Annotated in this window: 23 protein-coding genes; 16 read left to right on the forward strand and 7 right to left on the reverse strand. The window is 61.9% G+C overall.

Translation table 11 applies throughout. From position 1 onward, the window contains the following. Positions 1-38: 38 nt before the first annotated feature. A complete protein-coding gene (locus M2397_RS26035; RefSeq protein ID WP_145336657.1) occupies positions 39-452 on the reverse strand; it encodes a membrane lipoprotein lipid attachment site-containing protein in 414 nt (137 codons plus the stop codon). A 199-nt stretch (positions 453-651) separates the two neighbouring features. Here M2397_RS26035 and M2397_RS26040 point away from each other — a divergent pair, with 199 nt between their 5' ends. After that, positions 652-1,530: a DMT family transporter gene (locus tag M2397_RS26040; protein WP_167656565.1), complete on the forward strand. Its 879-nt coding sequence runs from the start codon at positions 652-654 to the stop codon at positions 1,528-1,530. Position 1,531: 1 nt separating this feature from the next. Here the strand turns inward: M2397_RS26040 and M2397_RS26045 are convergent, their stop codons facing one another. Next, complete coding sequence (locus M2397_RS26045; protein ID WP_131700135.1) at positions 1,532-2,866, reverse strand: MFS transporter; 1,335 nt, start codon at positions 2,864-2,866, stop codon at positions 1,532-1,534. Between the two features lie 223 nt (positions 2,867-3,089). On the opposite strand from M2397_RS26045, the gene quiC reads away from it, so the two are divergent. Beyond that, positions 3,090-4,991, forward strand: a complete 1,902-nt coding sequence (quiC, locus tag M2397_RS26050) for a 3-dehydroshikimate dehydratase QuiC (protein WP_259244726.1) — start codon at positions 3,090-3,092, stop codon at positions 4,989-4,991. An 80-nt stretch (positions 4,992-5,071) separates the two neighbouring features. Then, positions 5,072-5,737 carry a TetR/AcrR family transcriptional regulator gene (locus M2397_RS26055; protein ID WP_027605289.1) on the forward strand — a complete coding sequence of 222 codons (666 nt, stop codon included), beginning with the start codon at positions 5,072-5,074 and terminating at the stop codon, positions 5,735-5,737. A gap of 48 nt (positions 5,738-5,785) precedes the next feature. On the opposite strand, the gene M2397_RS26060 is transcribed toward M2397_RS26055, so the two are convergent. Both M2397_RS26060 and aroQ read right to left on the reverse strand, forming a co-directional pair. Next, the gene (locus M2397_RS26060) at positions 5,786-6,634 is read right to left on the reverse strand and encodes a shikimate dehydrogenase (RefSeq protein ID WP_259244727.1); all 849 of its coding nucleotides are present in this window, start codon (positions 6,632-6,634) and stop codon (positions 5,786-5,788) included. Beyond that, positions 6,631-7,080: a type II 3-dehydroquinate dehydratase gene (gene aroQ / locus M2397_RS26065; protein WP_010206717.1), complete on the reverse strand. Its 450-nt coding sequence runs from the start codon at positions 7,078-7,080 to the stop codon at positions 6,631-6,633. The genes M2397_RS26060 and aroQ overlap by 4 nt, the downstream gene beginning before the upstream one ends. A 207-nt stretch (positions 7,081-7,287) precedes the next feature. Here aroQ and M2397_RS26070 point away from each other — a divergent pair, with 207 nt between their 5' ends. From M2397_RS26070 to M2397_RS26110, 9 genes are all read left to right on the forward strand, one after another. Next, positions 7,288-7,809 carry an RNA polymerase sigma factor gene (locus M2397_RS26070; RefSeq protein ID WP_131700139.1) on the forward strand — a complete coding sequence of 174 codons (522 nt, stop codon included), beginning with the start codon at positions 7,288-7,290 and terminating at the stop codon, positions 7,807-7,809. A 63-nt stretch (positions 7,810-7,872) separates the two neighbouring features. Next, on the forward strand, positions 7,873-8,871 hold the full coding sequence (locus tag M2397_RS26075) for a FecR family protein (protein WP_131700140.1): 999 nt from the start codon (positions 7,873-7,875) through the stop codon (positions 8,869-8,871). Positions 8,872-9,022: 151 nt separating this feature from the next. Then, on the forward strand, positions 9,023-11,773 hold the full coding sequence (locus M2397_RS26080) for a TonB-dependent receptor (protein WP_259244728.1): 2,751 nt from the start codon (positions 9,023-9,025) through the stop codon (positions 11,771-11,773). 104 nt (positions 11,774-11,877) lie between these two features. Continuing rightward, entirely contained in the window at positions 11,878-12,498 is a 621-nt protein-coding gene (locus M2397_RS26085; protein WP_065938324.1) for a heme acquisition protein HasA, read from the forward strand. Positions 12,499-12,672: 174 nt separating this feature from the next. Then, positions 12,673-14,409 carry a type I secretion system permease/ATPase gene (locus tag M2397_RS26090; RefSeq protein WP_259244729.1) on the forward strand — a complete coding sequence of 579 codons (1,737 nt, stop codon included), beginning with the start codon at positions 12,673-12,675 and terminating at the stop codon, positions 14,407-14,409. Next, entirely contained in the window at positions 14,406-15,731 is a 1,326-nt protein-coding gene (locus M2397_RS26095; protein WP_259244730.1) for an HlyD family type I secretion periplasmic adaptor subunit, read from the forward strand. Before M2397_RS26090 ends, M2397_RS26095 begins: the two co-directional genes overlap by 4 nt. Continuing rightward, positions 15,728-17,056 carry a TolC family outer membrane protein gene (locus M2397_RS26100; protein WP_259244731.1) on the forward strand — a complete coding sequence of 443 codons (1,329 nt, stop codon included), beginning with the start codon at positions 15,728-15,730 and terminating at the stop codon, positions 17,054-17,056. The genes M2397_RS26095 and M2397_RS26100 overlap by 4 nt, the downstream gene beginning before the upstream one ends. Before the next feature lie 135 nt (positions 17,057-17,191). Beyond that, positions 17,192-17,662: a DUF4160 domain-containing protein gene (locus tag M2397_RS26105; RefSeq protein WP_259244732.1), complete on the forward strand. Its 471-nt coding sequence runs from the start codon at positions 17,192-17,194 to the stop codon at positions 17,660-17,662. After that, entirely contained in the window at positions 17,616-18,083 is a 468-nt protein-coding gene (locus M2397_RS26110; RefSeq protein WP_259244733.1) for a DUF2442 domain-containing protein, read from the forward strand. Before M2397_RS26105 ends, M2397_RS26110 begins: the two co-directional genes overlap by 47 nt. Here M2397_RS26110 and trmA read toward each other — a convergent pair. Further along, a complete protein-coding gene (gene trmA, locus M2397_RS26115) occupies positions 18,066-19,145 on the reverse strand; it encodes a tRNA (uridine(54)-C5)-methyltransferase TrmA (protein WP_131700147.1) in 1,080 nt (359 codons plus the stop codon). The genes M2397_RS26110 and trmA overlap by 18 nt on opposite strands. Beyond that, complete coding sequence (locus M2397_RS26120; RefSeq protein WP_131700148.1) at positions 19,142-20,437, reverse strand: NCS2 family permease; 1,296 nt, start codon at positions 20,435-20,437, stop codon at positions 19,142-19,144. Before M2397_RS26120 ends, trmA begins: the two co-directional genes overlap by 4 nt. Positions 20,438-20,625: 188 nt before the next feature. Between M2397_RS26120 and M2397_RS26125 the strand changes: the two genes are divergently transcribed. The 4 genes from M2397_RS26125 to M2397_RS26140 all read left to right on the forward strand — a co-directional run bounded on the left by M2397_RS26125 (position 20,626) and on the right by M2397_RS26140 (position 24,859). Further along, positions 20,626-21,072 carry a DUF4879 domain-containing protein gene (locus tag M2397_RS26125; protein WP_131700149.1) on the forward strand — a complete coding sequence of 149 codons (447 nt, stop codon included), beginning with the start codon at positions 20,626-20,628 and terminating at the stop codon, positions 21,070-21,072. A gap of 96 nt (positions 21,073-21,168) precedes the next feature. Next, a complete protein-coding gene (locus M2397_RS26130) occupies positions 21,169-21,693 on the forward strand; it encodes a (2Fe-2S)-binding protein (protein ID WP_131700150.1) in 525 nt (174 codons plus the stop codon). Then, positions 21,690-22,679, forward strand: coding sequence for a xanthine dehydrogenase family protein subunit M (locus M2397_RS26135; RefSeq protein WP_259244734.1), 990 nt, complete (start codon positions 21,690-21,692; stop codon positions 22,677-22,679). Before M2397_RS26130 ends, M2397_RS26135 begins: the two co-directional genes overlap by 4 nt. Then, entirely contained in the window at positions 22,676-24,859 is a 2,184-nt protein-coding gene (locus M2397_RS26140) for a xanthine dehydrogenase family protein molybdopterin-binding subunit (RefSeq protein ID WP_145336631.1), read from the forward strand. Before M2397_RS26135 ends, M2397_RS26140 begins: the two co-directional genes overlap by 4 nt. A gap of 141 nt (positions 24,860-25,000) precedes the next feature. Here M2397_RS26140 and M2397_RS26145 read toward each other — a convergent pair whose 3' ends face one another. After that, a complete protein-coding gene (locus M2397_RS26145; RefSeq protein WP_167656577.1) occupies positions 25,001-26,248 on the reverse strand; it encodes an MFS transporter in 1,248 nt (415 codons plus the stop codon). Between the last annotated feature and the right edge of the window lie 75 nt (positions 26,249-26,323).

Genomic DNA, 26,323 nt, shown 5'->3' on the forward strand with positions numbered 1-26,323 from the left:
ATCCTCTGTGTGCTAACCGTGATTGAGTATGGTCGGTATTAACGGCAATAGCCTTCGCCGGTGGCGACGATCAGGCAGTCTTTTTTATCCGCCAGCCATTTCAGCCCGGTCGCTTCGCCATCGCCGGCGCGCAGCAATTGCGGGCCGTCCGGGCGGGTGAAGGCGATGCCGTCTTCGGCCGCTTCACCCTTGAAAGTGCCCGAGTCGTCGGCGTCGAGGCCGTATTGCATGGTGAGGACGTAGTGGCCACGGCCGATGCTGTCGTCCTTGGCGATGGTCAGATGCAGGCCTTCGACGCCGATCCATTTGCCGACCCATTTATCGGTGGGCGGGGTTTCGGGTACCAGGGTGGCCTGCACGGAAGGCGGTGCGGGTTTGGGCGCTTGCTTGGCCTCCTGGTCGCAGGCGGTCAGCAGGGCAAGGGCAGAAAGAACAAAGAGGATTTTTTTCATAGCGGCGAGGCCTTGGTTAAAAAGTATGCAATGCGGGGGCTAAGGTGCTGCGTTGGACTCGAATGCGGTGATTTAGTGCGCTGTTCGCCCGGTGTTTGGTTATGCTCTTGGGGCAGACTCCAGCCCGGCTGCTAGATTACCGGGTTGAGCGCTACTTCGTTCAGTGCTCAGCGTTTCGCTCGCCACGCAAGAGAATTCCATGACTGTCAGCACCCCCCTTTCCGGCGTCAACCATCCCTTCAAAGGCATTTTGCTGATTGTGTTGGCGACATTCCTGTTCTCCAGCCACGATGCCTTGTCCAAATACCTGGCCGGGTTCTACCCGATCGTGATGGTGGTGTGGGTGCGCTACGTGGTGCACACCTTGCTGATGGCCGGGATTTTCCTGCCGCAATCGGGGCTACGCGTGCTGCGCAGTAAACGCCCGGGAATGCAGGTGGTGCGGGCCTTGTGCCTGTTGGGCACCAGCCTGTTTTTCACCACGGCGTTGCATTACATCCCGTTGGCGGAAGCCACGGCGGTGAACTTCCTCGCCCCGATCCTGGTGACGGCACTGTCGGTGCCGCTGCTTGGCGAGCACGTGACACGCGGCCAATGGCTGGCGGTGATCTGCGGCTTTGTCGGCGTGCTGGTGATCATTCACCCAGGCGGTGAGTTGTTTACGCCTGCGGTGTTACTGCCGCTGTGCTCGGCGCTGTTCTTCTGCTTCTACCAACTGCTCACGCGCATCCTCAGCCAATACGACACGCCCACCACCAGCAACTTCTTCGCCGGGCTGTGCAATACCTTGGTGATGAGTGCGATGGTGCCGTTCTTCTGGCAGGTTCCCACGCTGTGGCATGGCGTGTTGATGCTGGCGCTGGGCACCTGTGGGATGACCGCACACTTGATGCTGACCCAGGCGTTCCGCTTCGCGGCACCGGCCTTGCTGGCGCCGTTCGGCTATTGCCAGATCGTCTTCGCGGGGTTGTTGGGTTGGCTGGTGTTCAGTCATACCCCCGATATGACCACGGTGGTCGGTATCGGGGTGATCTGCATGAGCGGGTTGGCCGCTGCCTGGCAGCAGCGGCGTCGGTAAATCAGGCGTCGACGGTAGGAATCTTGCGCGGCGCCATGAAGTACATCCAGGTCAGCGCAATGAAGTACATCGCCGGGATCAGGGTGAACAACACGGTGTAGTTGTTGTTGGTGACGGTAAGGATGTGGCCGACGATCTGGGTCATAAACATGCCGCCGATGGCTGCGCACATGCCGCCGAAACCGAACACCGTGCTCATCATGTGCTTGGGTGTGTAGTCCATCACCAGGCTCCAGATGTTGGCGGTCCAGGCCTGGTGCGCGCCGATGGCCAGGGAGATGGCAAATACCGCGACCCACAGTTGGCTGGAGCCGGCCGCCATGATCACGCCGACGATGCAGCAGGCAAACAGCAGCATCGACAGCAACCGCGCCTTGATTGAGTTCATCCCACGGCCGATCAGGAACGACGACAGAATCCCCCCACCCACACTGCCGAAGTCGGCGGTCAGATAGATGATGATCAGCGGGATACCCATCTGCGTCACGTTGATGCCCAGGTTGTACTGCTGGTTCAGGAACGGCGGCAGCCAATACAGGTAGAACCAGAACACTGGTGCGGTGAGTGCATAGGCGATGGCAAAGGCCCAGGTGCCGCGCATGCGCAGGATGCGGCTGAACGGTACGCCAGGTTGTTCCGGCTCGACTTCCCGCTGCACGTAGTCCAGTTCGGATTGTTTGACGCTCGGGTGGTCTTCCGGGTTGTAGTACTTCAAACCCCAGAACACCAGCCAGATCGCGCCCAGCGACGCCATGCACAGGAACGCAGCCTGCCAGCCCCACACATGCAGGATCAGCGGCAGCAGCATCGGCGTCATCATTGCGCCGACGTTGGTACCGGCGTTGAAGATACCGGTGGCCACCGCACGCTCGCCAGCGGGGAACCACAGGCGCGTGGTCTTCACGCAGGCCGGGTAGTTGGCGGCTTCGGTCAGCCCGAGGATAAAGCGGCAGACCATAAAGCCGACGGCCGAAGTGGCCAGGCCATGGGCACCGGTGGCCAGGCTCCACAGCAGTACCGCGCAGAAGAACACGCGTTTGACGCCCACGCGGTCGATCAGCCGGCCTTGCAGCACAAAACCGATGGCGTAGCCGACCTGGAACCAGAAGTTGATGTTGGCGTAGTCCATCGCCGTCCAGCTCATTTCCTTGGCCAGGATCGGTTGCATCACGCCCAGTGCGGCGCGGTCGATGTAGTTGAGGGTGGTGGCAAAGAACACCAGGGCCAGCATGCCCCAGCGGGTTTTACCCACGGCAAGGGCGCCGCGGATCTTGTCGCCGATGCCGGCGTGCGGGGTGCCCGGGCGCGCGGCCAGGGCGGAGTTTTGCGAAGGCATGTGGTTGTACCCGTTTTTTGAAATTTTTATGAGGTGTTGTGGGTCTTCTTTTGGGTGTCGCTGCGTGATTGATGGTGCGCAGTGGCTAAAAAATCGTCAATTCGCCAAAGAGGCTTAGTGTTCGATAATCGCACCAAAAACTAACCGGTTCGTACATTTTAATTGCTGCGGGTAGTCTGGGGGCGAATAATTTGCCACAAACAACAATTGCCGGGAGTCTTCCATGCAACGTTCCATCGCCACCGTGTCCTTGAGCGGTACCCTGCCGGAAAAGCTCGAAGCCATTGCCGCCGCCGGGTTCGATGGGGTCGAGATCTTCGAAAACGACTTGTTGTATTACGACGGCAGCCCCCGGGAAGTCAGGCAGATGTGTGCTGACCTGGGCATCGCCATCACCTTGTTCCAACCCTTTCGCGACTTTGAAGGCTGCCGCCGCGATCGTCTTGCGCGCAACCTGGAGCGCGCCGAGCGCAAGTTCGACCTGATGCAGGAACTGGGCACCGACCTGGTGCTGGTGTGCAGTAACGCCTCGGCCGATTGCGTCGGGGATGAACGCATCCTGCTGGACGACCTCAGCCTGTTGGCCGAACACGCGGGCCGTCGCGGCCTGCGCATTGGCTATGAAGCGTTGGCCTGGGGCAAGCATGTGAACACCTGGCAGCAGGTGTGGAACCTGGTGCGCCAGGTCGATCACCCGAGCCTTGGGGTGTTGCTCGACAGCTTCCACACGCTTTCGCTCAAGGGCGACCCGAGTGCCATCGCGCAGATCCCCGGCGACAAGATCTTCTTTGTGCAAATGGCCGACGCGCCGATCCTGGCCATGGATGTGCTGGAGTGGAGCCGGCATTTTCGCTGCTTCCCCGGCCAAGGCGAATTCGACCTGGCGGGGTTCCTCGCGCCGATCATCAAGAGCGGCTACACCGGGCCGTTGTCCCTGGAAATTTTCAACGATGGCTTCCGCGCCGCGCCGACCCGCGCGAATGCGGCAGATGGCCTGCGTTCCTTGCTGTACCTGGAAGAGAAAACCCGCGAGCGCTTGCAACAGGAGGCGCCCGCGCAACCTGTCGAGATTCTGTTTGATACTCCCGCAGCCAGCGAGTACGACGGTATCGAGTTCCTCGAATTCGCCGTGGATGAAAACCTCGGCGCCAAGCTTACCCATTGGCTGGAGCGCCTCGGTTTCGTCAAGGCCGGCCAGCACCGCTCCAAGAGCGTGAGCCTGTTGCGCCAGGGCGATATCAACCTGATCCTCAACTGCGAACCCTATTCCTTCGCGCATAACTTTTTCGAGGCCCATGGGCCGTCGTTGTGCGCCACGGCGATTCGGGTCAAGGACAGCGCCAAGGCGCTGGAACGGGCGGTGGCCTACAAGGGCCAGCCCTATCGCGGCCTGGTCGGGCCCAACGAGCTGGAACTGGCGGCGGTGCGCGCGCCGGACGGCAGCCTGATTTACCTGGTGGATCAGAGTGAGGGGGGGATCTACGACACCGATTTCAATCTGCAGCCGGCCAATGCTGCGGGCGGTGGTTTGCTGCGCATCGACCATATGGCCATGGCCTTGCCGGCCGACAGCCTCGACAGTTGGGTGCTGTTCTACAAGAGCCTGCTGGATTTCGAAGCCGATGACGAAGTGGTGCTGCCCGACCCCTACGGCCTGGTGAAAAGCCGTGCGCTGCGCAGCCGTTGCAGCTCGATTCGCTTGCCGCTGAATATTTCGGAGAACCGCAACACCGCGATTTCCCACGCGTTGTCGAGCTATCGCGGCTCGGGTGTGCATCACATTGCCTTCGATTGCGCGGATATTTTTGCCGAAGTACGTCGCGCCAAGGAGGCCGGGGTGCCGCTGCTGGATATCCCGCTCAACTACTACGATGACCTGGCAGCACGCTTTGATTTCGATGACGAGTTCCTCAGCGAACTGGCGTACTACAACGTGTTGTACGACCGTGACGCCCAGGGCGGTGAGTTGTTTCATGTGTACACCGAGCCCTTCGAAGGACGGTTTTTCTTCGAGATCATCCAACGCAAAAACGGCTACGCCGGCTACGGCGCGGCCAACGTGGCGGTGCGCCTGGCGGCGATGGCCAAATCCCGCAGCGGCGCGGTGCGCCAGGCGCGTTTATAACGGTGGGCCAAGTGCTTCCTTCGTAGGACGCCTCGGCCCATAATCGCGGCCTGCACAATAAAAATGGCCGTGAGCGCACCATGACCTCAAGTCCCGAACTCCCCGCGGTGTCAGACGCACCGCGCAAGAGTCGTAAGAACAACCCGGAAAAGACCCGGGAGAACATTCTCCAGGAAGCCATCGTCGAGTTTGTTCAGCAGGGCCTGTCCGGCGCTCGCGTGGATGCCATCGCCGAGCGCATCCACACCTCCAAACGCATGATCTATTACTACTTCGGCAGCAAGGAGCAGTTGTACGTCGAGGTGCTGGAGAAGCTCTACGGCGATATTCGCAACACCGAAACGCGCATGAACCTCACTGCCCTGGAACCGCGTGAGGCGATCCGGCGGCTGGTGGAGTTCACCTTCGACCACCATGATCAGAACGTTGATTTCGTGCGTATCGTCAGCATCGAAAATATCCACAATGCCGAGTACGTGAAACGCACCGAAACGATCAAGGCGATGAACAGCAAAATCCTCGAGGGGCTGGGAGTGACGTTGCGCCGGGGCGCCGAGATGGGGCTGTTCCGCGAAGGGCTGGAACCGTTGGACGTGCACTTGCTGATCAACTCATTCAGCTTTTACCGGGTGTCCAACCGCCATACGTTCAGTGAGATCTTTCAGATCGACCTGTCGGATGAGGCGGTTAAACAGCGGCATCGCGAGATGATTTGCGAATCGGTGTTGCGCTACCTGCAGGCCTGAATACACCGCCTAACCCAATGTGGGAGGAGGCAAGCCCCCTCGCACATTTCAGGTATTCATGCTCTTGAAGTGCGCGAGCATTCGCTGCGCATCCGGCACTTCACCACTGAACAATTCAAACGCCTTCACCGCCTGGAACACCGCCATGTTGCCGCCATCCAGGGTGCGGCAGCCCAAGGCGCGGGCATCGCGCAGCAGTTCGGTTTCCAGTGGGAAATACACAATTTCAGCCACCCACAGTTCGGCTCTCAGCAGGGCTGCTGGCACCGGTGTGCCGGGCAGTTTGGCCATGCCCATCGGCGTGGTGTTGACCAGGCCATCGGCCTCGGCCATGGCGTTTTCAAGGTGGGTGCCGACTTGGGCGCGGCCGGCGCCGAAACGCTGGGCGAGGTTATCCACAAGGTCGCGGGCGCGGCTGGCGTCCACGTCGAAAATACTCAAGTGTTCGACACCTTCGGCCAATAGCGCATGCGCCACTGCGGCACCGGCGCCACCCGCGCCCATCTGCACCACGCGTTGGCGCGGCACATCGTTGAGGTTGCGGCGAAAACCCTCGGCAAACCCCAGGCAGTCGGTGTTATGGCCGATACGCTTGCCGTCCTTGAAGACCACGGTGTTGACCGCTCCGATGCCTCGGGCCTCGTCGGACAAATCATCGAGCAGCGGCAGGATTGCCTGCTTGCACGGGTAGGTAATGTTCAATCCGGTGAAGTGCATCAACTCGGCAGCGTCCAGCAGGTCGGGCAGGGCGTTGATGTCCAGGTGCAGGGGCTCAAGGTCAATGAGGCGATACAGGTAACGCAAGCCTTGGGCGTCTCCTTCCTGCTCATGCAGGGCAGGGGTGCGGGAAGCCTGGATGCCGGCGCCGATCAGCCCGGCGAGGATGCGCGGTTTCATCGGGCCGACCCCTTCAACAACTGGCTGAAATGTTCCAGGGCCAGGTGGTAGCCATGGCTGCCAAAACCCGCGAGCACGGCCTTAGCGATGGGCGACACAAACGAGTGATGCCGAAACGCCTCGCGCGCATGCACATTGGATAAGTGCACCTCGATCACCGGCACTTCACTGGCTACCAAGGCGTCGCGAATCGCCACCGAGGTGTGCGTCCAGGCGGCCGGGTTAATCACGATACCGGCGCAGCGGGCGCGGGCGCCGTGGATCCAGTCCAGCAGCTCGCCTTCGTGGTTGGTCTGGCGGAATTCGATTTTCAGCCCCAGTTGTTCGGCGCTGCGGCCGCACAGGGCGGCGACGTCGGCCAGGGTTTCATGGCCGTAGGTCGCGGGTTCGCGGGTGCCGAGCAGGTTGAGGTTGGGGCCGTTGAGCACCAGCACGATGGGCGGCATAAAGGGTCTCTCCACAGTTCTTGTTCGTTGTGGGGATAAAATGTACTGGTTGGTTAATTTGGTCAATTGATGGCAACGGATGTGTTCGATTATCGAACTCTTAATCGCACAGTGTTCAGGTACGAATCAGATTACATATCAATTGAAAATCATTCTCGACAACGCTTAAGATGCCCGCCTGTTTCCTTTACATTCCAGGGAGTCGGTTTGTCGGACGTGGATCTCAAAGGCCTGTTTCTGAAGCATGCCGATACCCTGCGTGGGTATCTGGCGCGCAAGGTACGGGACCCGCAGTTGGCCGCCGACCTGGTACAGGAGAGCTTCCTGCGCCTGGCGGAAAAACCGGCCGGCGAGCGTATCGACAACTCCCAGGGCTATCTCTATCGAACGGCGAGCAATCTGCTGATCGACCATATTCGCCAGGAAGCGCGGCGCAAGACCGATTCCGTGCCCCATGAGGCGCTGGCCGAGATTGAAGATGAAGTGGCCGGGTTGGAGGCTCAGGCAATGGCGCAGCAACAGCGACAGGCATTGAAGCAGGCGTTGGCGGAGCTGCCGGAACGCACCCAGCAGATCTTCCGTCTGAACCGTATAGAGGGCATGACCCACGCCCAGGTTGCCCGGCATTTGGACATTTCCGACAGTTCCGTGCAAAAGCACCTGGCCAAGGCGCTGGCGTATGTGATGCAGCGCTTGCAGGATGGCGAGGTGGGGCCATCCGACGAATGAATTACGGAAAAACCTCAGGTCAGACGTCACAGCGTCATATAACGAAAAATTCGAGATTCACACGTGAATAGCCAGGGTCAGCAACAGCACAGCATTACCGAGGAGGCCGCCGAGTGGGCGGTGCGCCTGCACGCCGGTGCCCTGACCGACCAGGAGCAGGCCGAGCTGTGCCAGTGGATCGCCTGCGACAGCCGCCACGAAGCGGCGCTGCGCTTTGCCGAACAGACCTGGGCGGCGTTGGGCGAGGTGCACAAGGACGAGAGCGTTCACCGCCAGCGCCCCGCGACTGCAGCGCTGCCCATGCGCCGCTCCCCGCGGCGCAGGCCCTGGCAACGTGCGGCGGCGGTCGCGTTGGTCGTGGTGGTGGCCGGCGTCGGCTGGCTGCGTGGGCCGGACGCCTGGCTGCACATGCAGGCCGACTATGTCACCCAAAAAGGCGAGGTGCGCACCGTGCACTTGGCCGATGGCAGCACGGTGGAGCTGGATTCCGCCAGTGCCATCCGCCTGGATTACGACGGCGTGCAGCGGCGTATCAGCCTGATCCAGGGCTCGGCGATTTTTGATGTGGCGCCGATGGTGGGTCAGGAGACCCGTCCGTTCGTGGTGCAGAGCGCCGGCGGGCAGACGCGGGCGTTGGGCACGCGGTTTGTGGTGGCGCGCGAGGCCGAACGCCGGGCATGGGTGGGCGTGTTGCAGCACAGCGTTGAAGTTTCTTTGCACGCCTCGCCGAAAAAAGGCCCGAGCGATCGGGTGCTCCAAGAGGGCCAGGCTGCACGTTACAACGCCCAGGAGGGTGTGGTGCCCCTGGATCAGTTCGATGTAGACCGTGCCACCAGCTGGCGACGTGGCGTGCTGATCTTTGATCGCCAGCCCCTGGCCAAGGTCATTGAGCAGCTCAATCGCTACCGCCCGGGGCGGGTGGTGTTGACCCATGCCGACCTGGGCGAGCGCGAAGTCAGCGGCGTCTTCCGTCTCGATATGCTCGACAGCGCCCTCGGTACTCTCACCCAGGAACTTCAAGTGCAACGCTTGGACCTGGCAGGCCTCAGCCTGATCTATTGATGATCCGGTGGGAGGCCCGCTCCCACCCGCTTAACTCCCCCCAGCGCAAAAACTTTTTAAAAAGTCTTACTGACTTCCTGCGCCTCGTACGTCTTGCTAGGTGAGAAGCATTCGCATAAACAAAAATACGATCAGCGCAGGGAAACCAGAAATGTCAGTACTCACCAAGGGGCGTATCACCGGTAGCCGGTTAGCCCTGGCCATCCACTTGGGCCTGTTCGCCGCAGCCGCTCCCGTGTATGCAGCGCAGCCTCAGGTGGGCGCTGCCCAGCCGGCGGTGCTGGCGTTCGATGTGCCGGCGCAATCCTTGGGCAGTGCCGTATTGGCCTTTGCCGATCAGGCCGGTTTGCAGGTGCTGTTCGACAGCCCACGCCTGCAAGGCTTGAGCAGCACGGCGCTCAAAGGCAGCTTCAGCGTGCAGGAAGGGCTTGGCCGTTTGCTCGGTGCCACGCCGGTGGAATATCGCTTTACCGGCGAGCGCCAGGTCACCCTCAACCGTGTCAGCGACGACCACGACGGCGCCATGACCGTGGGCACCACCACCATCACCGGCAACACCAACGGCCAGGCCAGTGACTGGGTGTACCAGACCCCAAAGTCCGTGGCGGTGATCAGCCGGGACATGATCGATAAACGTCCGCCCCGTCACGCCGCCGACATGCTCGAAGAAACCGCCGGCGTCTACACCGCCGTCAACCAGCGCGACCCTGGCCTGTCGGTGAATATTCGCGGTGTGCAGGACTATGGCCGCGTGAACATGAACATCGACGGCATGCGCCAGAACTTCAACGTCAACGGCCACCAGCAGCGCAACGGCACGATGCTGATCGACCCGGAGTTCATCTCCAGCATCGAGATCGACAAAGGCAGCCAGTCGGGGCAGGGCGGAGCGGCCGTGCTGGGTGGCATTGCGTCGTTCAAGACCCTGGATGCCAGTGAGTTCCTCAAGGACGGCAAGGACTACGGCGGCCGCCTTCGCGCCGGCAGCGGCATCGGTGAGCTGGGTAACGGCACCGACTTCAACGGCAGCGGCGTGTTCGCCTTTGGTGATGAGCGCGGCGATGTATTGCTGGGCTACAGCGAGCGGCATTTCGGTAACTACCGCGCCGGCAGGCACAACGACGACAACCTGGGCACCAACCTGCGCGCCAGATCATCTGCCCCTGCGGCCTTCGACGACTGGTTGAACAGCGAAGTCGGCGACACCGGCAGCGTGACCCGCTCACAGATCGTCAAGTTCGGCCTGAACCTGCCCAACGACCAACGCGTGCAGTTGAGCTACCTGGAAACCGACACCGACAGTAACGATGCCTGGGGCTATATCTCCGACGACCTTCAGAGCACCTACTACGTACGCACCAGCAAAAACAATCTCAACGCCAAAAACGTCGCGCTGGACTACAGCTACAGCCCGGACAACCCGCTGATCGATCTCAAGGCCAAGCTCTATTACGTCACCACCCAGATGGATCGCGGCAACGCCCCCAACCTGTCGTCGCCAGGTACCGGTAACTACGTCGGCGCCTACACCGATCACTTCCAGACCGACACCTGGGGCCTGCAGGGTGACAACACCTCGCGGTTTGATTTCGGCGAACGGGGGCATGTCACTTGGAACTACGGGGTGGAGTTGTATCAGGACGAGTTCAAGCCCCGGACCAACAAAGTTGAAGCCACCAACAACCTGGGCTTGTTGCCTTACGCAGAGGGCAGTACGCCAGGGGGCAAACGCACCATCGCCAGCCTGTTCAATAACGCGCAGTACGAATATGGCGGCTGGCTAACCCTGGATGCGGGCTTGCGTTATGACCGCTATCGGCTTGAAGGCGAAACCGGCATGACCCTGTACCGGCGTGATCGTTTCTACAGCAGCCTCGTCGGCGCCAGGCGTGTCTCGGAAGTGATCGAGGTCGACCGTGAAGAGGGCCAGTTTTCCCCCACCTTCGGTCTTGCGGTAAAACCGGGCGTGGACTGGCTGCAACTCTATACCCGTTGGGGCAAGGGCTGGCGGCCACCGGCGGTGACCGAAACCTTCATGACCGGCCGCCCCCACGGTGGTGGTTCGGGAGAGCGCGTGTTTCCCAACCCGTACCTCAAGCCTGAAGAATCACGGGATTGGGAAGTGGGCATGAATGTCTTCAAGGAGGGGTTGTTCTTCAGTGATGACCGCCTCGGCATGAAGGTGGCTTACTTCGATACCCGGATTGAAAACTTCTCTTTCCTCAACACCAGCGTCAGCTTGCCGGAAACCCAGGTGGGTGGATTTCTCGGGACCATGGCTTACGTCAATAACACCAACCCGACGCGTTTTCGCGGGGTCGAATACCAGCTCAATTACGACATGGGGCGCGCGTACGCCAACCTCAGCTACACCCACATGATCGGCAGCAATGAGTTCTGCTCGAAGAACTATTACATGGGCGGCGCCAAGACCACCGGGCCAAGGACCACTCGCCTGGAGCGTTTCACCCTGCCGGATGGGCGCATCAGCATACGGCCGGTCACCACCTATGAAGTATTGGATGACGACGTCGCCAACAACAAGGAAAGCTGCGGGCGAATCATGGGTAACGCCACGTATATGCCTGCCGATCGCGGCTCGCTGACCCTGGGCACGCGCTTCCTGGAAAAACGCCTGGATACGGGTGTGCGTGTGCGCTACAGCTCGGGCAACGGCGAAAACCTCGATCAGCAGGGCTACGAGCTGATGGATCAGGCGATGTGGCCCAAGTACACGCTCTATGACCTGTACGCCAGTTACTGGATGACCGATCAACTGAACATTGCACTGGCGTTGGAAAACGCCACCGATGAAGCCTATTTCGTCGCCATGGGCGACGCCAACAACCTCAGCCTGGCGCGCGGGCGAACCCTGAGCGGCATGCTGGAATACAAATTCTGATCAGTGTGCCCAGGCAGCTGATCAACGGTTTTGCCCATGGGTGGGCAAAAAAGGCGCGCCGCACCGGCGTGCTCATCAACAACGTTGTTTAACGAGGTTTAGCGATGACTATTTCTGTTAGCTACGATTCGGGCCTGGGTTCTCTGTCGGTATCGGACTACCTGAGTTCCTGGGCAGTGGGGTTCAACACGGCAGGTCACGGCACCAGTAACACGGGCGGCTTCAGCAACGGCACCCTCAGCGGCGACCAGTATTCGACCCACGGCGCCAACAACTCCGAGTACGCGTTCATCGCCGACAGCGACACCAGCAATGGCCTGCACTATGTGTTCAACCCATCGTTGCCCGCCAGCAGCAACCTGAACCACTACCTGTGGGGCGACCTGGATAATGTGCAACTGGGCACTGGCCTGGGCGGCGGCAATGGCAGCGACTTCAGCCTGAGCGACTTCAAGGTCGCGTTCAACGGCCTCGACCTGAGCGCCGCCGAGGGTGCCGGCCGGGCTGGCAACGAAGTACAGAGCGTGATCTACGGTTTGATGCAGGGCAATACCGCCGCGCTGGAAACCGTGCTCAACAACCTGCTCGACGACTTTGGTCTGTCCACTGCCAGCACGTTCGACGAAGTGTCGGCGGGCCTGGCGGCACACGCCAGCGCAGTGTCCACCGACGTTGCTCTGGTGGGCGTGCAGGACGTGGCACAGGACTGGGCACTCGCTGCCTGAACCTGCTGCGGCATGAAAAAAGCGAATGGAAGATCGCTCTCCCATTCGCTGCATTACACCGCCTTCGCCCAAGCCTTCTAACTCTTCCGGCGACGGCGGTGCCGAATTCTGCGCAGCGTCGTATCGCCTGTCAACGCGGCGACGCTGCACGCTCAACCCCACGAGAATTCCCAGATGCGCCACGCCGGTAACGAAACCCTGGCCGCCCTCACGGCCTATAAAGGTGGCTTCTTCAACATCGGCCTGTTCTCGGCGGTGATCAACCTGCTGATGCTGGCCCCGGCGTTGTACATGCTGCAGGTGTACGACCGCGTGCTGGCCTCGGGTAATCAGATGACCCTGCTCATGCTGACGTTGATGATCCTCGGGCTGTTCGGCCTGATGGGCGCGTTGGAGTGGGTGCGCAGCCAGGTGGTCATCCGCCTCGGCACACAGATGGACATGCGCCTCAACCAGCGGGTCTACGACGCCGCATTCGAAGCGCAACTCAAGGGCGGCACCCAGGCGGCGGGCCAGGCGTTGCATGACCTGACCACCTTGCGCCAGTTCGCCACCGGCCAGGCGCTGTTCGCGTTTTTCGATGCGCCGTGGTTTCCGGTGTACCTGCTGGTGATCTTCCTGTTCCACCCCTGGCTTGGCCTGCTGGCGCTGGGCGGCGCAGTGATGCTGATCGCGTTGGCGTGGATCAACCACCACGTCAGCCAGGCGCCGATGGCCCAGGCCAGCCAACTGTCCATCCACGCCAGCCAGCAGGCCACGGCCAACCTGCGCAATGCCGACAGCATCGAAGCGATGGGCATGCTCGCCACCTTGCGCGGGCGTTGGTTCAACCAGCACCAGGCGTTCCTCGCCGAGCAAAACCTGGCCAGTGAAAAGACTGCCGCCGTCACCGCTTGGTCCAAGGGCGTGCGCCTGGCATTGCAATCGCTGGTACTCGGCCTGGGCGCGTTGCTGGCGGTGCAGGGCGATATCACGCCGGGGATGATGATTGCCGGCTCGATCCTGATGGGGCGGGTGCTGAGCCCCATCGACCAACTGATCGGCGTCTGGAAACAATGGGGCTCGGCGCGCCTGGCGTACGAGCGCTTGTCGCAGTTGCTGGCGGCCAACCCGGCGCGACCGCCGCGCATGAGCCTGCCGGTGCCCAAGGGCCAGTTGAGCGTCGAGCAAATCAGCGCCTGCGCCCCCGGCAGCCGGCGGCCGGCGCTGGTGAACCTGGCGTTCAACCTGCCAGCGGGTGAAGTGCTCGGCGTGATCGGCCCGTCAGGTTGCGGCAAATCCACCCTGGCGCGGGTGCTGGTGGGTGCCTGGGCACCGCTGGCCGGCAAGGTGCGGCTGGACGGCGCCGACCAGGCCCAGTGGGACAAACAGCAACTCGGCCCGCACATCGGCTACCTGCCTCAGGACATTCAACTGTTCGCCGGCAGCATCGCCGACAACATCGCGCGGTTTGCCGAGCTGGAGGCCGACAAAGTCCTCGCTGCCGCGCAAATGGCCGGCGTGCATGAACTGATTCTGCAACTGCCCCAAGGCTACGACACGCAATTGGGGGAGGGCGGTGCGGGGTTGTCCGGCGGGCAAAAGCAACGCGTCGCCCTGGCCCGTGCGCTGTACGGCCTGCCGGCGTTGATCGTGCTGGACGAGCCCAACGCCAACCTCGACGAAGTGGGTGAGCAGGCCCTGCTTCAGGCCATCACCCAGCTTAAGCAGCAGCGCCGCACGGTGATCCTGATTACCCACAAAGCCAATGTGCTGAGCCTGACCGACCAGTTGCTGATCCTCAAGGACGGCCAGTTGCAGGCCTTTGGTCCTACGGCTCGGGTGTTGGAAGCACGGCAGAAAGCCGCAGCGCCCAAGCCGGTGTCGACCCTGAGCATGAGCTACCGCCTCGGTGAAGGAAAACAGGCATGAGCATGAGTAAACCGGTGCTGGTCAGCGACCGCCCTCACACGGTGTTGGCGCTGGATGACAAACAATATTCGCGCTTGGGCTGGTGGCTGGTGCTCGGTGGCTTTGCCGGATTTATCGGCTGGGCCGCGTTGGCGCCGCTGGACAAAGGCGTGGCGGTGTCGGGCAAGGTCATGGTCTCTGGCCATCGCAAGACCGTGCAGCATCCTGCCGGTGGCATCGTCGAGCGCATCGAGGTGCGTGACGGTGATGTGGTCAACGCTGGCCAGGTGCTGCTGCGCTTGAAGGAAACGCCCTTGCGCGGGCAGATGCAGTCGCTGCGCAGCCAGTACCTGGCGTCTCTCGCCAGTGAGGCGCGCTTGAGTGCGGAAAGCGAAGGTTTGCCCGCCATTGCATTCGGCCCTGAATTGCTGAATGAACCTGAGGCAGCCAACACCCTGAATCTGCAACGGCAACTGTTCACCAGCCGCGCCCAGGCGCTGGCCACCGAGCAACAAGGCCTGCGCGAAACCATCGCCGGGGCCGAGGCGCAGTTGCGTGGCACGCGGGATTCCCAAGCGAGCAAGGTGCAGCAACGCGCGGCGTTGAATGAGCAACTGCAAGGCCTGCGCGAGTTGGCGCGCGACGGCTATATCCCGCGCAATCGCCTGCTCGACAGCGAGCGCCTGTACGCCCAGGTCGACGGCGCGATTGCCGAAGACTACGGGCGCATCGGCCAGTTGCAGCGCCAGGTTTTGGAGCTGCGCCTGCGCATCCGCCAGCTCGGCGAAGACTTCCAGAAAGACCTACGCGGCCAGTTGGCCGAAACCCGCACCCGCAGCGACGACCTGCGCAACCGGCTGGCGTCGGCCGAGTTCGAACTGGCCAACAGCCTGGTGCGTGCGCCGGCTTCGGGGGTGGTGGTGGGGTTGGACGTGTACACCGAAGGCGGGGTGATCAAGCCCGGCCAGGCGCTGATGGACATCGTGCCCCAGGGCGAACCGCTGTGGGTGGAAGCACGGGTGCCGGTGCAAATGATCGACAAGGTGCACCCAGGTTTGCCGGTAGAACTGCTGTTCTCGGCCTTCAACCAGGCCACCACCCCACGGGTGGCCGGTGAGGTGACGCTGGTCTCCGCCGACCGCCAGGTCGATGAGCGCACCGACGAACCTTATTACACCGTGCGCGCCCAGGTCAGTGCGGCGGGCATGCAACAACTGGACGGCATGCAGATTCGCCCCGGCATGCCGGTGGAAACCTTCGTCAAGACCGGTGAACGTTCGATGCTCAACTACCTGTTCAAACCCTTGCTGGATCGCACCCACATGGCCCTGGTGGAAGAATGAAGGCGCTGTTTTTTACCCTGTGCCTGAGCGTTACACCGGCGGCGCATGCCTTGGGTTTGCTCGACGCCTACGACCTTGCCCTACGCAATGACCCGACCTTTCAGGCAGCCATCCAGGAACGTGAAGCCGGCGAAGAGAACCGCGTGATCGGCCATGCAGCGTTATTGCCGAACCTGTCCTGGAGCTATAACAACTCGCGCAACGCATCCGAAGTTACCCAAAGCACCGCCGTCGGCAATGTCACCAGCGACCGTGACTACCGCAGCTATGCCTCGACCCTGACCTTGCAGCAACCGTTGCTGGATTACGAAGCCTACGCGCGCTTTCGCCAAGGCACCGCCCAGGCGCTGATGGCCGATGAACGTTTTCGCAGCAAGAGCCAGGAGTTGGCCGTGCGCGTGCTCAGCGCCTACAGCCAGGCGCTGCTGGCCCAGGAGCGCATCGAGTTGAGCCGCGCGCAGAAGCGTGCGTTTGCCGAACGCCTGCAACTCAATGATCGTTTGCTCAAAGGCGGCGAAGGCACACGCACCGATGTGCTGGAAACCCAGGCGCGCTTGAGCCTGGCCCAGGCGGAGGAAATCGAGGCGGTGGACGCCCAGGACAGCGCCTTGCGCGAGCTGGAAGCGATTGTCGGCCAACCGTTGCAGGTCGAAGAGCTGGCACCCCTGGCCCGCCAATTTGACATCCCACCCCTGGAGCCCAACCGCTTCGAGACGTGGCGTGAATTGGCCATGGCCAACAACCCCGAACTCAAGTCCCAGCACCACGCGCTGGACGTGGCCTCTTACGAAGTGGAGCGCAAACGCGCCGGGCACATGCCCAAGGTCAGCCTGTACGCCAGCAGCCGTCAGACCAGCTCCGATTCGGAAAGCAGCTACAACCAGAAGTACGACACCAACAGCGTCGGTATCCAGGTCAGCCTGCCGTTGTTTGCCGGCGGCTCGGTGTCGGCCTCCACGCGCCAGGCGGCCAATCAACTGTCCCAGGCCCAATACGAGCTGGACGCACACACCTCGGCGATGCTGGTGGAGCTGCGCAAGCAGTTCAACCTCAACACCAGTGGTGCGGCGAAAGTGCGTGCCTACGAGATGGCCGTCAGCTCCGCCACCGCGCTGGTCACTGCGACCAAAAAAAGCGTCAGCGGCGGTGAGCGGGTCAACCTCGACGTGCTCGACGCTGAGCAACAACTGTTCACCGCCCGCCGCGACCTGGCGAATGCGCGGCATGCGTATCTGCTGGCCAGGATTCAGTTGAAGTATTACGCGGGGTTGCTGAGTGAGCAGGACTTGCGGGCGTTGGCGGGGTATTTCCAGCCGTCGGCATGAGTGGTTACAACCCGGCATTCGCCGGGTTTTTTGTCGTTACTAATCTGTGAAACAGCTTCGAGACCATGGAGCCGGTTGTCGGGTGGCAGGGGGAAATTGTTACCTGGCGGAAAATAACCTAACGGATGGGTTACGATGAGAGTAGGTGCTTACAAGGGGTATGTCATCTCGGTGTTTATCAGGGACGAGCATTGCCCGCCTCATGTACATGTCAGGGGCAAGGGGTGGGATGCGCGGTTTCGTTTCAGTTTTTTGGATGGGGACGTTGAGTTGTGGGATGTAGAGCCTGAACGGAGGCGGCCACCCACTGCGGTTCTGAAGGAAATACGCGAGGTAATCATGCAGCGACATTATCTGGCACGGGCGCGCAGGATTTGGTGGGAAAAACTGCAAACGGTTTGCCTGGAGAACCATTCATGGAACTGGGACACCAGTGAATTGGTTCCAGGGTTAGTCATTCGACGTGGTGTCTACGTCATCGCAAGCGCCTGGCACGACGCTGTAGCGCAACGGACTATTTTGAATCTGGTAAGAGCGCCAGATTGCGTGGGATTAATTTATGAAAATCGTAAAAGCCAAAGTCATACCTTATGTACCTCTCACTGACGCCGACGTCGACAAGGCAATCGCCCGTGGCCGCAGGCTAAAGCGCCTGTACGCCAACGCCAGCAATGTGCGTTACGAAAACGATTGCATCTCCATCGGCTTCAGCGACGGCAGCCGCGTCATGTTGCCGGTGGCCGGCCTGCCGGAGTTCGAAGGGTTTTCAGAGGAAGATTTCCAGCAGTTGGAAGTCAGTTTCGGTGGCAAGGCCATTAGTTGTGAGGCTCAGGACTTGGATGTTTCGATCACGGGCCTGATCGCCACAAGCCAGCCGCTGATGGACCTGGCCACCAGCCTGGTAGCCTCACGCAACGGTCGCAAGAGCAGCGCCGCCAAATCCGCCGCCGCCCGCGCCAATGGCAAGAAGGGCGGCCGGCCACGCAAGAAGGAATCTGAGGACGTTGAATTACCGCCGGGTCAATAACACCCCGGATTCCATATGGTGCGTCCACGGGAACTGGTCAAACATCGCACACTGGGTAATGCGGTGGGTGTCATGCAGTTGCGCAATGTTCGCCGCCAGCGTCTCCGGGTTGCAGGAGATGTACAGGATGTTGTCGAAGCGCCGGGTCAGTTCGCAGGTGTCCGGGTCCATGCCGGCGCGGGGCGGGTCGACGAACACGCTACCGAATTCGTAGCTCTTCAGGTCGATGCCGTGCAGGCGGCGGAACGGGCGCACTTCATTCAGCGCTTCGGTGAGCTCTTCGGCGGAGAGGCGCACCAGGGTGACGTTATCCACCGCGTTTTCATCGAGGTTGCTCAGGGCCGCATTCACCGAGGTCTTGCTGATCTCGGTAGCCAGCACTTTACGCACACGGGTGGCCAGCGGCAGGGTGAAGTTGCCGTTGCCGCAATACAGCTCCAGCAAGTCATCCGGGCGATCGCCCAAGGCTTCGTATGCCCAGTTGAGCATCTTCTGGTTCACCGTGCCGTTGGGCTGGGTGAACGCGCCTTCGGGTTGGCGGTAGCTGAAGGTGCGGCCGCCGACGTCGAGTTTTTCCACCACGTAATCGTGGCCGATCACATCACGCTTGCCCTTGGAGCGGCCGATGATGCTGACATTCAAATCAGCCGCCAGCTTATTCGCCGCGGTGTGCCAGTGTTCGTCCAGCGGGCGGTGATAACACAGGGTGATCATCGCGTCGCCGGCCAGGGTGGTGAGGAACTCCACCTGGAACAGCTTGTGGCTCAGGGCGGCGCTGGCTTGCCAGGCGGCCTTGAGCTGGGGCATCAACTGGTTGATGCGAGTGCTGGCGATGGGGAATTCTTCGATCAGGATCGGCGTGCGCTTGTCGTCCTGGGAAAACATCGCGTAGTGGCGTTCACCGTCTTCGCGCCACAGGCGGAACTCCGCCCGCAGGCGGAAGTTCTGCAGCGGCGACTCGAAAACCTGCGGCTCGGGTGCGTCGAACGGTGCCAGCAGGTCACGCAAGCGCGTGACCTTGTCTTGCAGTTGAGCGGTGTAGCGTGCGGCGTCAAAAGTCATGCGTTGAACCAGCCCAGCTTGATCACAAACAGAATCGACAGAATCACCAGTGCCGGATTGAGCTCACGGTAGCGGCCCGAAAGCAGCTTGATGGCGGTCCAGGCGATGAAACCGAAGGCAATGCCGTTGGCGATGGAGTATGTGAAGGGCATCGCCAGGGCGGTGATCACCACTGGCGCTGCAACGGTAATGTCATCCCAGTCGATTTCGGCCAGGCCTGAGGTCATCAATACAGCGACGAACAGCAGCGCCGGCGCGGTAGCAAAGGCCGGTACGCTGGCGGCCAGCGGCGAGAAGAACAGCGCCAGCAGGAACAGGATTGCGACCACGATGGCGGTCAAGCCGGTACGGCCACCGGCGCTCACGCCCGCAGCGGATTCGATGTAGCTGGTGGTGGTCGACGTACCCAGCAGCGAACCGGCCATGGCGGCGGTACTGTCGGCGATCAGCGCACGGCCCATTTTCGGCATGTGGCCGTCCTTGCCCATCAGCCCGGCGCGCTTGGCCACGCCGATCAGGGTGCCGGAGTTGTCGAACAGGTCAACGAACAGGAAGGCGAAGATCACGCTGACCAGGCCGATGTCCAGCGCGCCCTTGATATCCAGCTGCAGGAAGGTAGGGGCCAGGGACGGTGGCATCGACATCACGCCACCGAACTCGGTGACACCCAGCAGGATGGAGACGATGGTCACCGCCAGGATGCCGATCAGCACCGCACCACGTACGGCCAGGGCTTCCAGCGCAACGATCAGCATGAAACCGAGGATGGCCAGGATAGGCGCTGGTTTGGTCAGGTCGCCCATGCCCACCAGGGTGTTCGGGTTGCCGACCACGATCCCGGCGTTATGCAGGGCGATCAGCGCCAGGAACAGGCCGATACCGGCGGCAATCGCCGAACGCAGGGGCAGGGGAATGCTGTTGATGATCCACTCACGGATACGGAAGATCGACAGCAGGAAGAACAGCACCGCCGAAATGAACACCGCCCCCAGCGCAACCTGCCAGGTGTGGCCCATGTGCAGAACCACGGTGTAGGTAAAGAAGGCGTTGAGGCCCATGCCCGGCGCCAGTGCGATCGGGTAGTTGGCGATCAGGCCCATTACGGTCGAACCGATGGCCGCCGCCAGGCAGGTCGCGACAAACACTGCGCCTTTGTCCATGCCGGTCTCGCCGAGGATGCTCGGGTTCACGAACAGGATGTAGGCCATGGCCAGGAATGTCGTGATGCCCGCGAGGATTTCGGTGCGCACGTTGGTGTTGTGTGCCTTGAGTTGAAACAGCTTTTCCAGCATGCCTGCTCCCTGTGACGCTATGTTGCGTCGTTATTTGTTGACCTCTAAGTCAAAGCACAAACTGCGCCAAGCGCCTGTGGTTCCAGAGAGGATCGGAAAAAGCGGCGCATCATACCAGCAGCCGAGGCTGTGTGGCGCATGGCCTTGAGGCATACTGCTGTGACGTTCAGTACCGGGTCTTCGACAGCATGAAAAAAGCCAACGCGTGGAGTCTAGCCTTGATCCCTTGTCTCGGCCTGTGGTTGGGCGCGGCACCGGTGTGGGGCGCGACTGCACCGCCCTTGAGCGAGGTGCGCGTGTTCAAGGTCGAATCGGCGCGCTGCACGGAAACCATCCCGGAACGCGCGCAAAGCACCCAGATGTGCACGCACCGTGGGCCCACCAAAGTGTCGGTGATGGAAGTCGGCCTGGGCAACAACCCGATGGGCCGCTTCAATGGTGCCGAACTGAACGGGCAGCGTACGCCCGTGTGCCAGGTCGGTAGCATCAGCGAGGCCTGCAGCGGGGCGGGCACGCTGATGGGCTACATCTATGTATTTGACCTGAATGTCGAAGCCCAGGGCTGGTTCGAATACAGCAACTCGTCGATCAACGGCCCGCGAAACACCTTGAAGACGCTGCTCAATATCCGCTGATCAATCAGCTTGAACGCTCAAAATTCCGGGAAGTCGTACCCCTGAGACGGCGATTTTCCTGAACGCCGCGGATGTACACCAACCCGTGAGGTGTTTATGAGCGCGACCCCTAATGGCGCGGCGGCCCAGCCGTTCGTCGCCCACTCCATACGCTTGACCCTCAATGGTCAGGACCGCCAACTGGATGTATTGCCCTGGACCACGTTGCTGGACCTGCTGCGCGAGCAACTGGACCTGGTCGGCAGCAAAAAAGGTTGCGACCACGGCCAATGCGGTGCGTGCACGGTATTGCGCGACGGCAAACGCATCAACGCCTGCCTGACCCTGGCGGTGATGTGCGACGGCGCCGAATTGACCACCATCGAAGGCCTGGCCGGCGGCGACCAACTGCACCCGATGCAGCAAGCCTTCATCAAGCACGACGCCTTCCAGTGCGGCTACTGCACGCCCGGGCAGATTTGCTCCGCCGTCGGCCTGGCCAATGAAGGCCGCGCCCACGATACCGCGCAGATCCAGGAACTGATGAGCGGCAACCTGTGCCGCTGCGGTGCCTACAGCAACATCCGCGATGCCATCGAAGAGGCCTTGCCTGCCTGCCGTACTCAAGGAGGCGAGCAATGAATCCCTTCCAGTACAGCAAACCGGCGGATGTCCACGAAGCCGTGCACCTGAGCAGCGCCGCGTCGCGCTTTATTGCCGGCGGCACCAACCTGCTGGATTTGATGAAAGAAAACATCAGCCGCCCCGAGCACCTGATCGACATCACCGGCCTGCCGCTGAATGAGATTGAACAAACCGCCGAGGGCGGCCTGCGGATCGGCGCGCTGGTGAGCAATGCCGACCTGGCCTGGCACCCGCTGATCGAACAGCGTTACCCGTTGCTGTCCCAGGCGATCCTTGCCGGTGCTTCGCCGCAACTGCGCAATATGGCCAGTACGGGTGGCAACCTGTTGCAGCGCACCCGTTGCTACTACTTCTATGACGCCACCGTGCCCTGCAACAAGCGTGAGCCCGGCAGCGGCTGCCCGGCGCGCACCGGCTTGAACCGCATCCACGCAATCCTCGGCGCCAGCGAGCAATGCGTGGCCACTCACCCGTCGGACATGTGCGTGGCCCTGGCGGCGCTGGAGGCGCGGGTGCATGTGGAGGGGCGTGGCGGTGCGCGGGTTATCGAGTTTGCCGACTTCCACCGCTTGCCCGGTGATGCGCCGCAACGCGACAACCAACTGGCCGACGATGAGCTGATCACCGCCATCGAATTACCCGCCGACCACCTGGCGCGTCACAGCCACTACCTGAAAATCCGCGACCGTGCGTCTTACGCGTTTGCGTTGGTGTCTGTCGCCGCCGCTCTCGAATTGGAGGGCGACCGAATCGTCGACGCGCGCCTGGCCCTTGGCGGCGTGGCCCATAAACCCTGGCGTGACCGCGCGGTGGAAGCCTCGCTGATCGGCCAGGTGGTCAGCCGCGAGACCTTCAGCAACGCCGCCGACGCCCTGTTGCAAGACGCCGAGCCGCTGAAGCACAACGGCTTCAAGATCAAGCTGGCGCGCCGCGCAATTATCCGCGCCCTGAGCGACGCCGCCGTCGCAGGAGAACGCCCATGACCGCTATTGGCAAACCCCTGGACCGTGTCGACGGTCTGCTCAAGGTCACCGGCCAGGCGCGTTATGCCGGTGAATTCCCCGAGGACGGCCTGCTCCACGGCAGTGTGGTGTCCAGCACCATCGCCAAGGGCCGTGTGCTGGCTATCGACGCGGCCAGGGCACTGGCTCTGCCGGGCGTGGTGGCGGTTATCCATCACCTCAACCGGCCGAAAATCGCCAGTTACGACGATGCCTTCCAGGATGATGATGCGGCGGACGGTTCGCCGTTTCGCCCGTTGTATAACGACCGTGTGCTGTACAGCGGGCAGCCCCTGGCCCTGGTGATCGCGGATAACCTGGAGCTGGCGCGACATGCGGGCTCGCTGGTAGAAATCGAATACGCGCGTGAAGACTTCGAGACTGACCTGCTCGCCCAACAGGAACAGGCCCATGCCTCACCGCAGACGCCACCCGCGCCGCGCGGCAACTTCCAGGCCGAGTGGGCCGCTGCCGCTGTCAGTCTCGACCTGCACTACAGCACGCCCATCGAACACCACAACCCCATGGAACCCCACGCCAGCACCGTGCTGTATCAGCCGGACGGCACCCTGCATATTCATGACAAGACCCAAGGCCCGCAGAACTGCCAGGCGTATGTGCAAAAAGTCTTCGGACTGGATAAAAGCCAGGTGCGGATTTTTGCTGCATTCGTCGGCGGTGCCTTCGGCTCAGGTTTGCGTCCGCAGTATCAATTGCCCTTGGCAGTGATGGCGTCCCTGGCGCTCAAGCGCTCGGTGCGCGTCACCCTGACCCGCCAGCAGATGTTCACCTTCGGCTACCGCCCGCGCACGTTGCAGCGTTTGCAGATGGGCGCCGCCGCCAATGGTCGCCTGCTGGCGTTGGGGCATACGGCGATTGGCCAGACCTCGCGCTTCGAAGATTTCAGTGAGCACGTGGTGGAGTGGAGCGGCATGCTCTATCACTGCGACAACGTGCAACTGACTTACAAACTGGTGCCGCTGGATGTGTTCACGCCCCTGGACATGCGCGCGCCCGGCGCTGCGTTGGGTGTGATCGGCCTGGAGTGCGCCATGGATGAACTGGCCAGCGCCTTGGGGATGGACCCGGTACAGCTGCGGCTGGTCAACTACGCCGAGCGCAACCAGAACGAAGACAAACCCTGGTCGAGCAAGGCTCTGCGCGAGTGTTACAGCGAAGGTGCCGAGCGCTTCGGCTGGAACCAGCGCAACCCGGAACCGCGCAGCATGCGCGACGGCCGCCAGTTGATCGGCTGGGGCATGGCCGGTGGCGTGTGGGAAGCCATGCAGATGAAGGCCAGCGCCAAGGCGCGCATCGACGCTGAGGGCAAGCTGACCGTCAGCAGCGCCACCACCGACATCGGCACCGGCACCTACACGGTGATGACCCAGATCGCGGCGCAGGCCAGTGGCGTGGCGGTGGAGGACGTGGTGTTTCTGCTCGGCGACTCTTCACTGCCCACCGCGCCGCTGCAAGGCGGCTCGTTCACCGTGTCGTCCGTCGGCACCGCCGTGCAGCAAGCCTGCGAAGCGTTGAGCGCCAAGCTGCTGACCATCGCCCGGCAAACTTACCCGGTGTTCAAGGAGGCCGAGTCCGTGCGCTTTGAAGACGGCCAACTGCACACCGGTGACGTGAGTGTGTCATTGGCTCAACTGGTCAAGGACAGCGGCGAAGAGACCTTGGAAGTCCAGGTCGACAGCGAACCGGACAAGAAACGCGAGGGGTACGCCACCGCCACCCATTCGGCGGTGTTCGTCGAAGTGCGGGTTGATGAAGACCTGGGCACGATCAAGGTCAGCCGGGTGGTCAGTGCCATCGCGGCGGGGCGGGTGGTCAACCCGAAGATGGCGCGCAGCCAGATCCTCGGCGGGGTGGTGTGGGGTATCGGCATGGCGCTGCACGAAGAGACTCAGATCGACCATCAATTGGGACGCTACATGAACCACAGCCTGGCTGAATACCACATCCCGGTAAATGCCGATATCGGTGAGATAGACGTGGTGTTTGTCGAAGAACACGACGAGATCGTTAACGCCCTTGGGTCCAAAGGCGTGGGGGAAATCGGGATTGTCGGGGTGGCGGCGGCGGTGGCGAATGCGATTTACCATGCCACCGGCAAGCGGGTGCGGGAGTTTCCGATCACCCTTGATAAGGTGCTCTGACGCGGTCCAGCAAACACTGAAAATCCAAATGTGGGAGGGGGCTTGCTCCCGATGGCGGAGTTTCAGTCCAAGCATAAGTTGGCTGATCCACCGCTATCGGGAGCAAGCCCCCTCCCACATTGACCTTATTGCCACATTGAATCATGCAGCGGGCTTGATGCTTTCTTCCATCGGCACATGCATACGATCCCGATTCGCCAGGGTCGGGAACAGTTTGATCCACACCCCGGTCACCACCAGCGTGCCGATCCCGCCCATCACCACGGCTGGCACTGTGCCAAACCAATGGGCCGTGATGCCCGACTCGAACTCGCCCAATTGGTTGGACGCGCCGATAAACAGGCCATTGACCGCACTCACCCGGCCGCGCATTTCATCCGGGGTTTCCAACTGCACAAAGGATGCGCGGATGACCATGCTGATCATGTCCGCCGCGCCCAGTACCACCAGCACCGCCAGGGAAAACCAGAACGAGGTGGACAGGCCGAAGGCAATGGTCGCCACGCCGAATACGCCGACGGCGGTGAACATCACCCGGCCGACCTTCCGATCTACCGAAAAACGCGCCAGCCACAGTGACATCAACAACGCACCCACCGCCGGTGCCGAACGCAACAGGCCCAGGCCCCAGGCGCCGGTCAGCAGGATGTCCTTGGCGAACACCGGCAGCAACGCGGTGGCGCCGCCCAGCAGCACGGCGAACAGGTCGAGGGAAATCGCCCCGAGGATGTCCGGGCGGCTGCGGATAAAACGAATCCCCGCCAGCAGCGAATCCAGGGTGGCCTTGCCTTTATTGAGCGGGGTGTGGCGGGCGGGCAGGTTGAGGGTCAGCACGCAGGCGATGAGGTACAGCGCTACTGTGGGGCCATACACCCAGACGCTGCCGAAGGCGTAAAGCAAACCGCCCAGCGCCGGGGCAACGATGGTCGCCAGTTGCTGGGCCGACTGCGACGAGGCCACGGCCCGCGGAAACAGCGCGCTGGGTACGATGCTCGGCAACAGGGCCTGGGTGGTGGGCATTTCAAACGAGCGCGCCGCGCCGAGCAGGAACGCCAGGATAAAGATCATCTCGCGGGTCACGTTGCCGGTCAGACCGCCGATGGCCAGGGAGAGGGCAATCAGCGCCTGCACGGTCTGGCAGATGGCCGCGACTTTGCGTCGCTCATAGCGGTCGGCCACATGCCCGGTGTGCAGCATGAACAGCACGCGCGGCACGAACTCCACCAAGCCGACCAACCCCAAGTCCAGCACGTTGCCAGTGAGCTGGTAAAGGTTCCAGCCGATGGCCACGGTAAGCATCTGGAAGCCGCTGGCGGTGAAAATCCGTGCCAGCCAGAACGCGATGAAAGGGCGGTGGTGACGTAACAGCAACGCGGGTTCACTGGGCATCGGGAATTCTGGTCAAGGCCGGAGGAAGGGCCGAGATTATCATCAAGTTGTAACAGATGGTTGCAAGAACTGCGC

This window comes from Pseudomonas sp. BIGb0381 (assembly GCF_024809815.1).
Lineage (GTDB): Bacteria > Pseudomonadota > Gammaproteobacteria > Pseudomonadales > Pseudomonadaceae > Aquipseudomonas.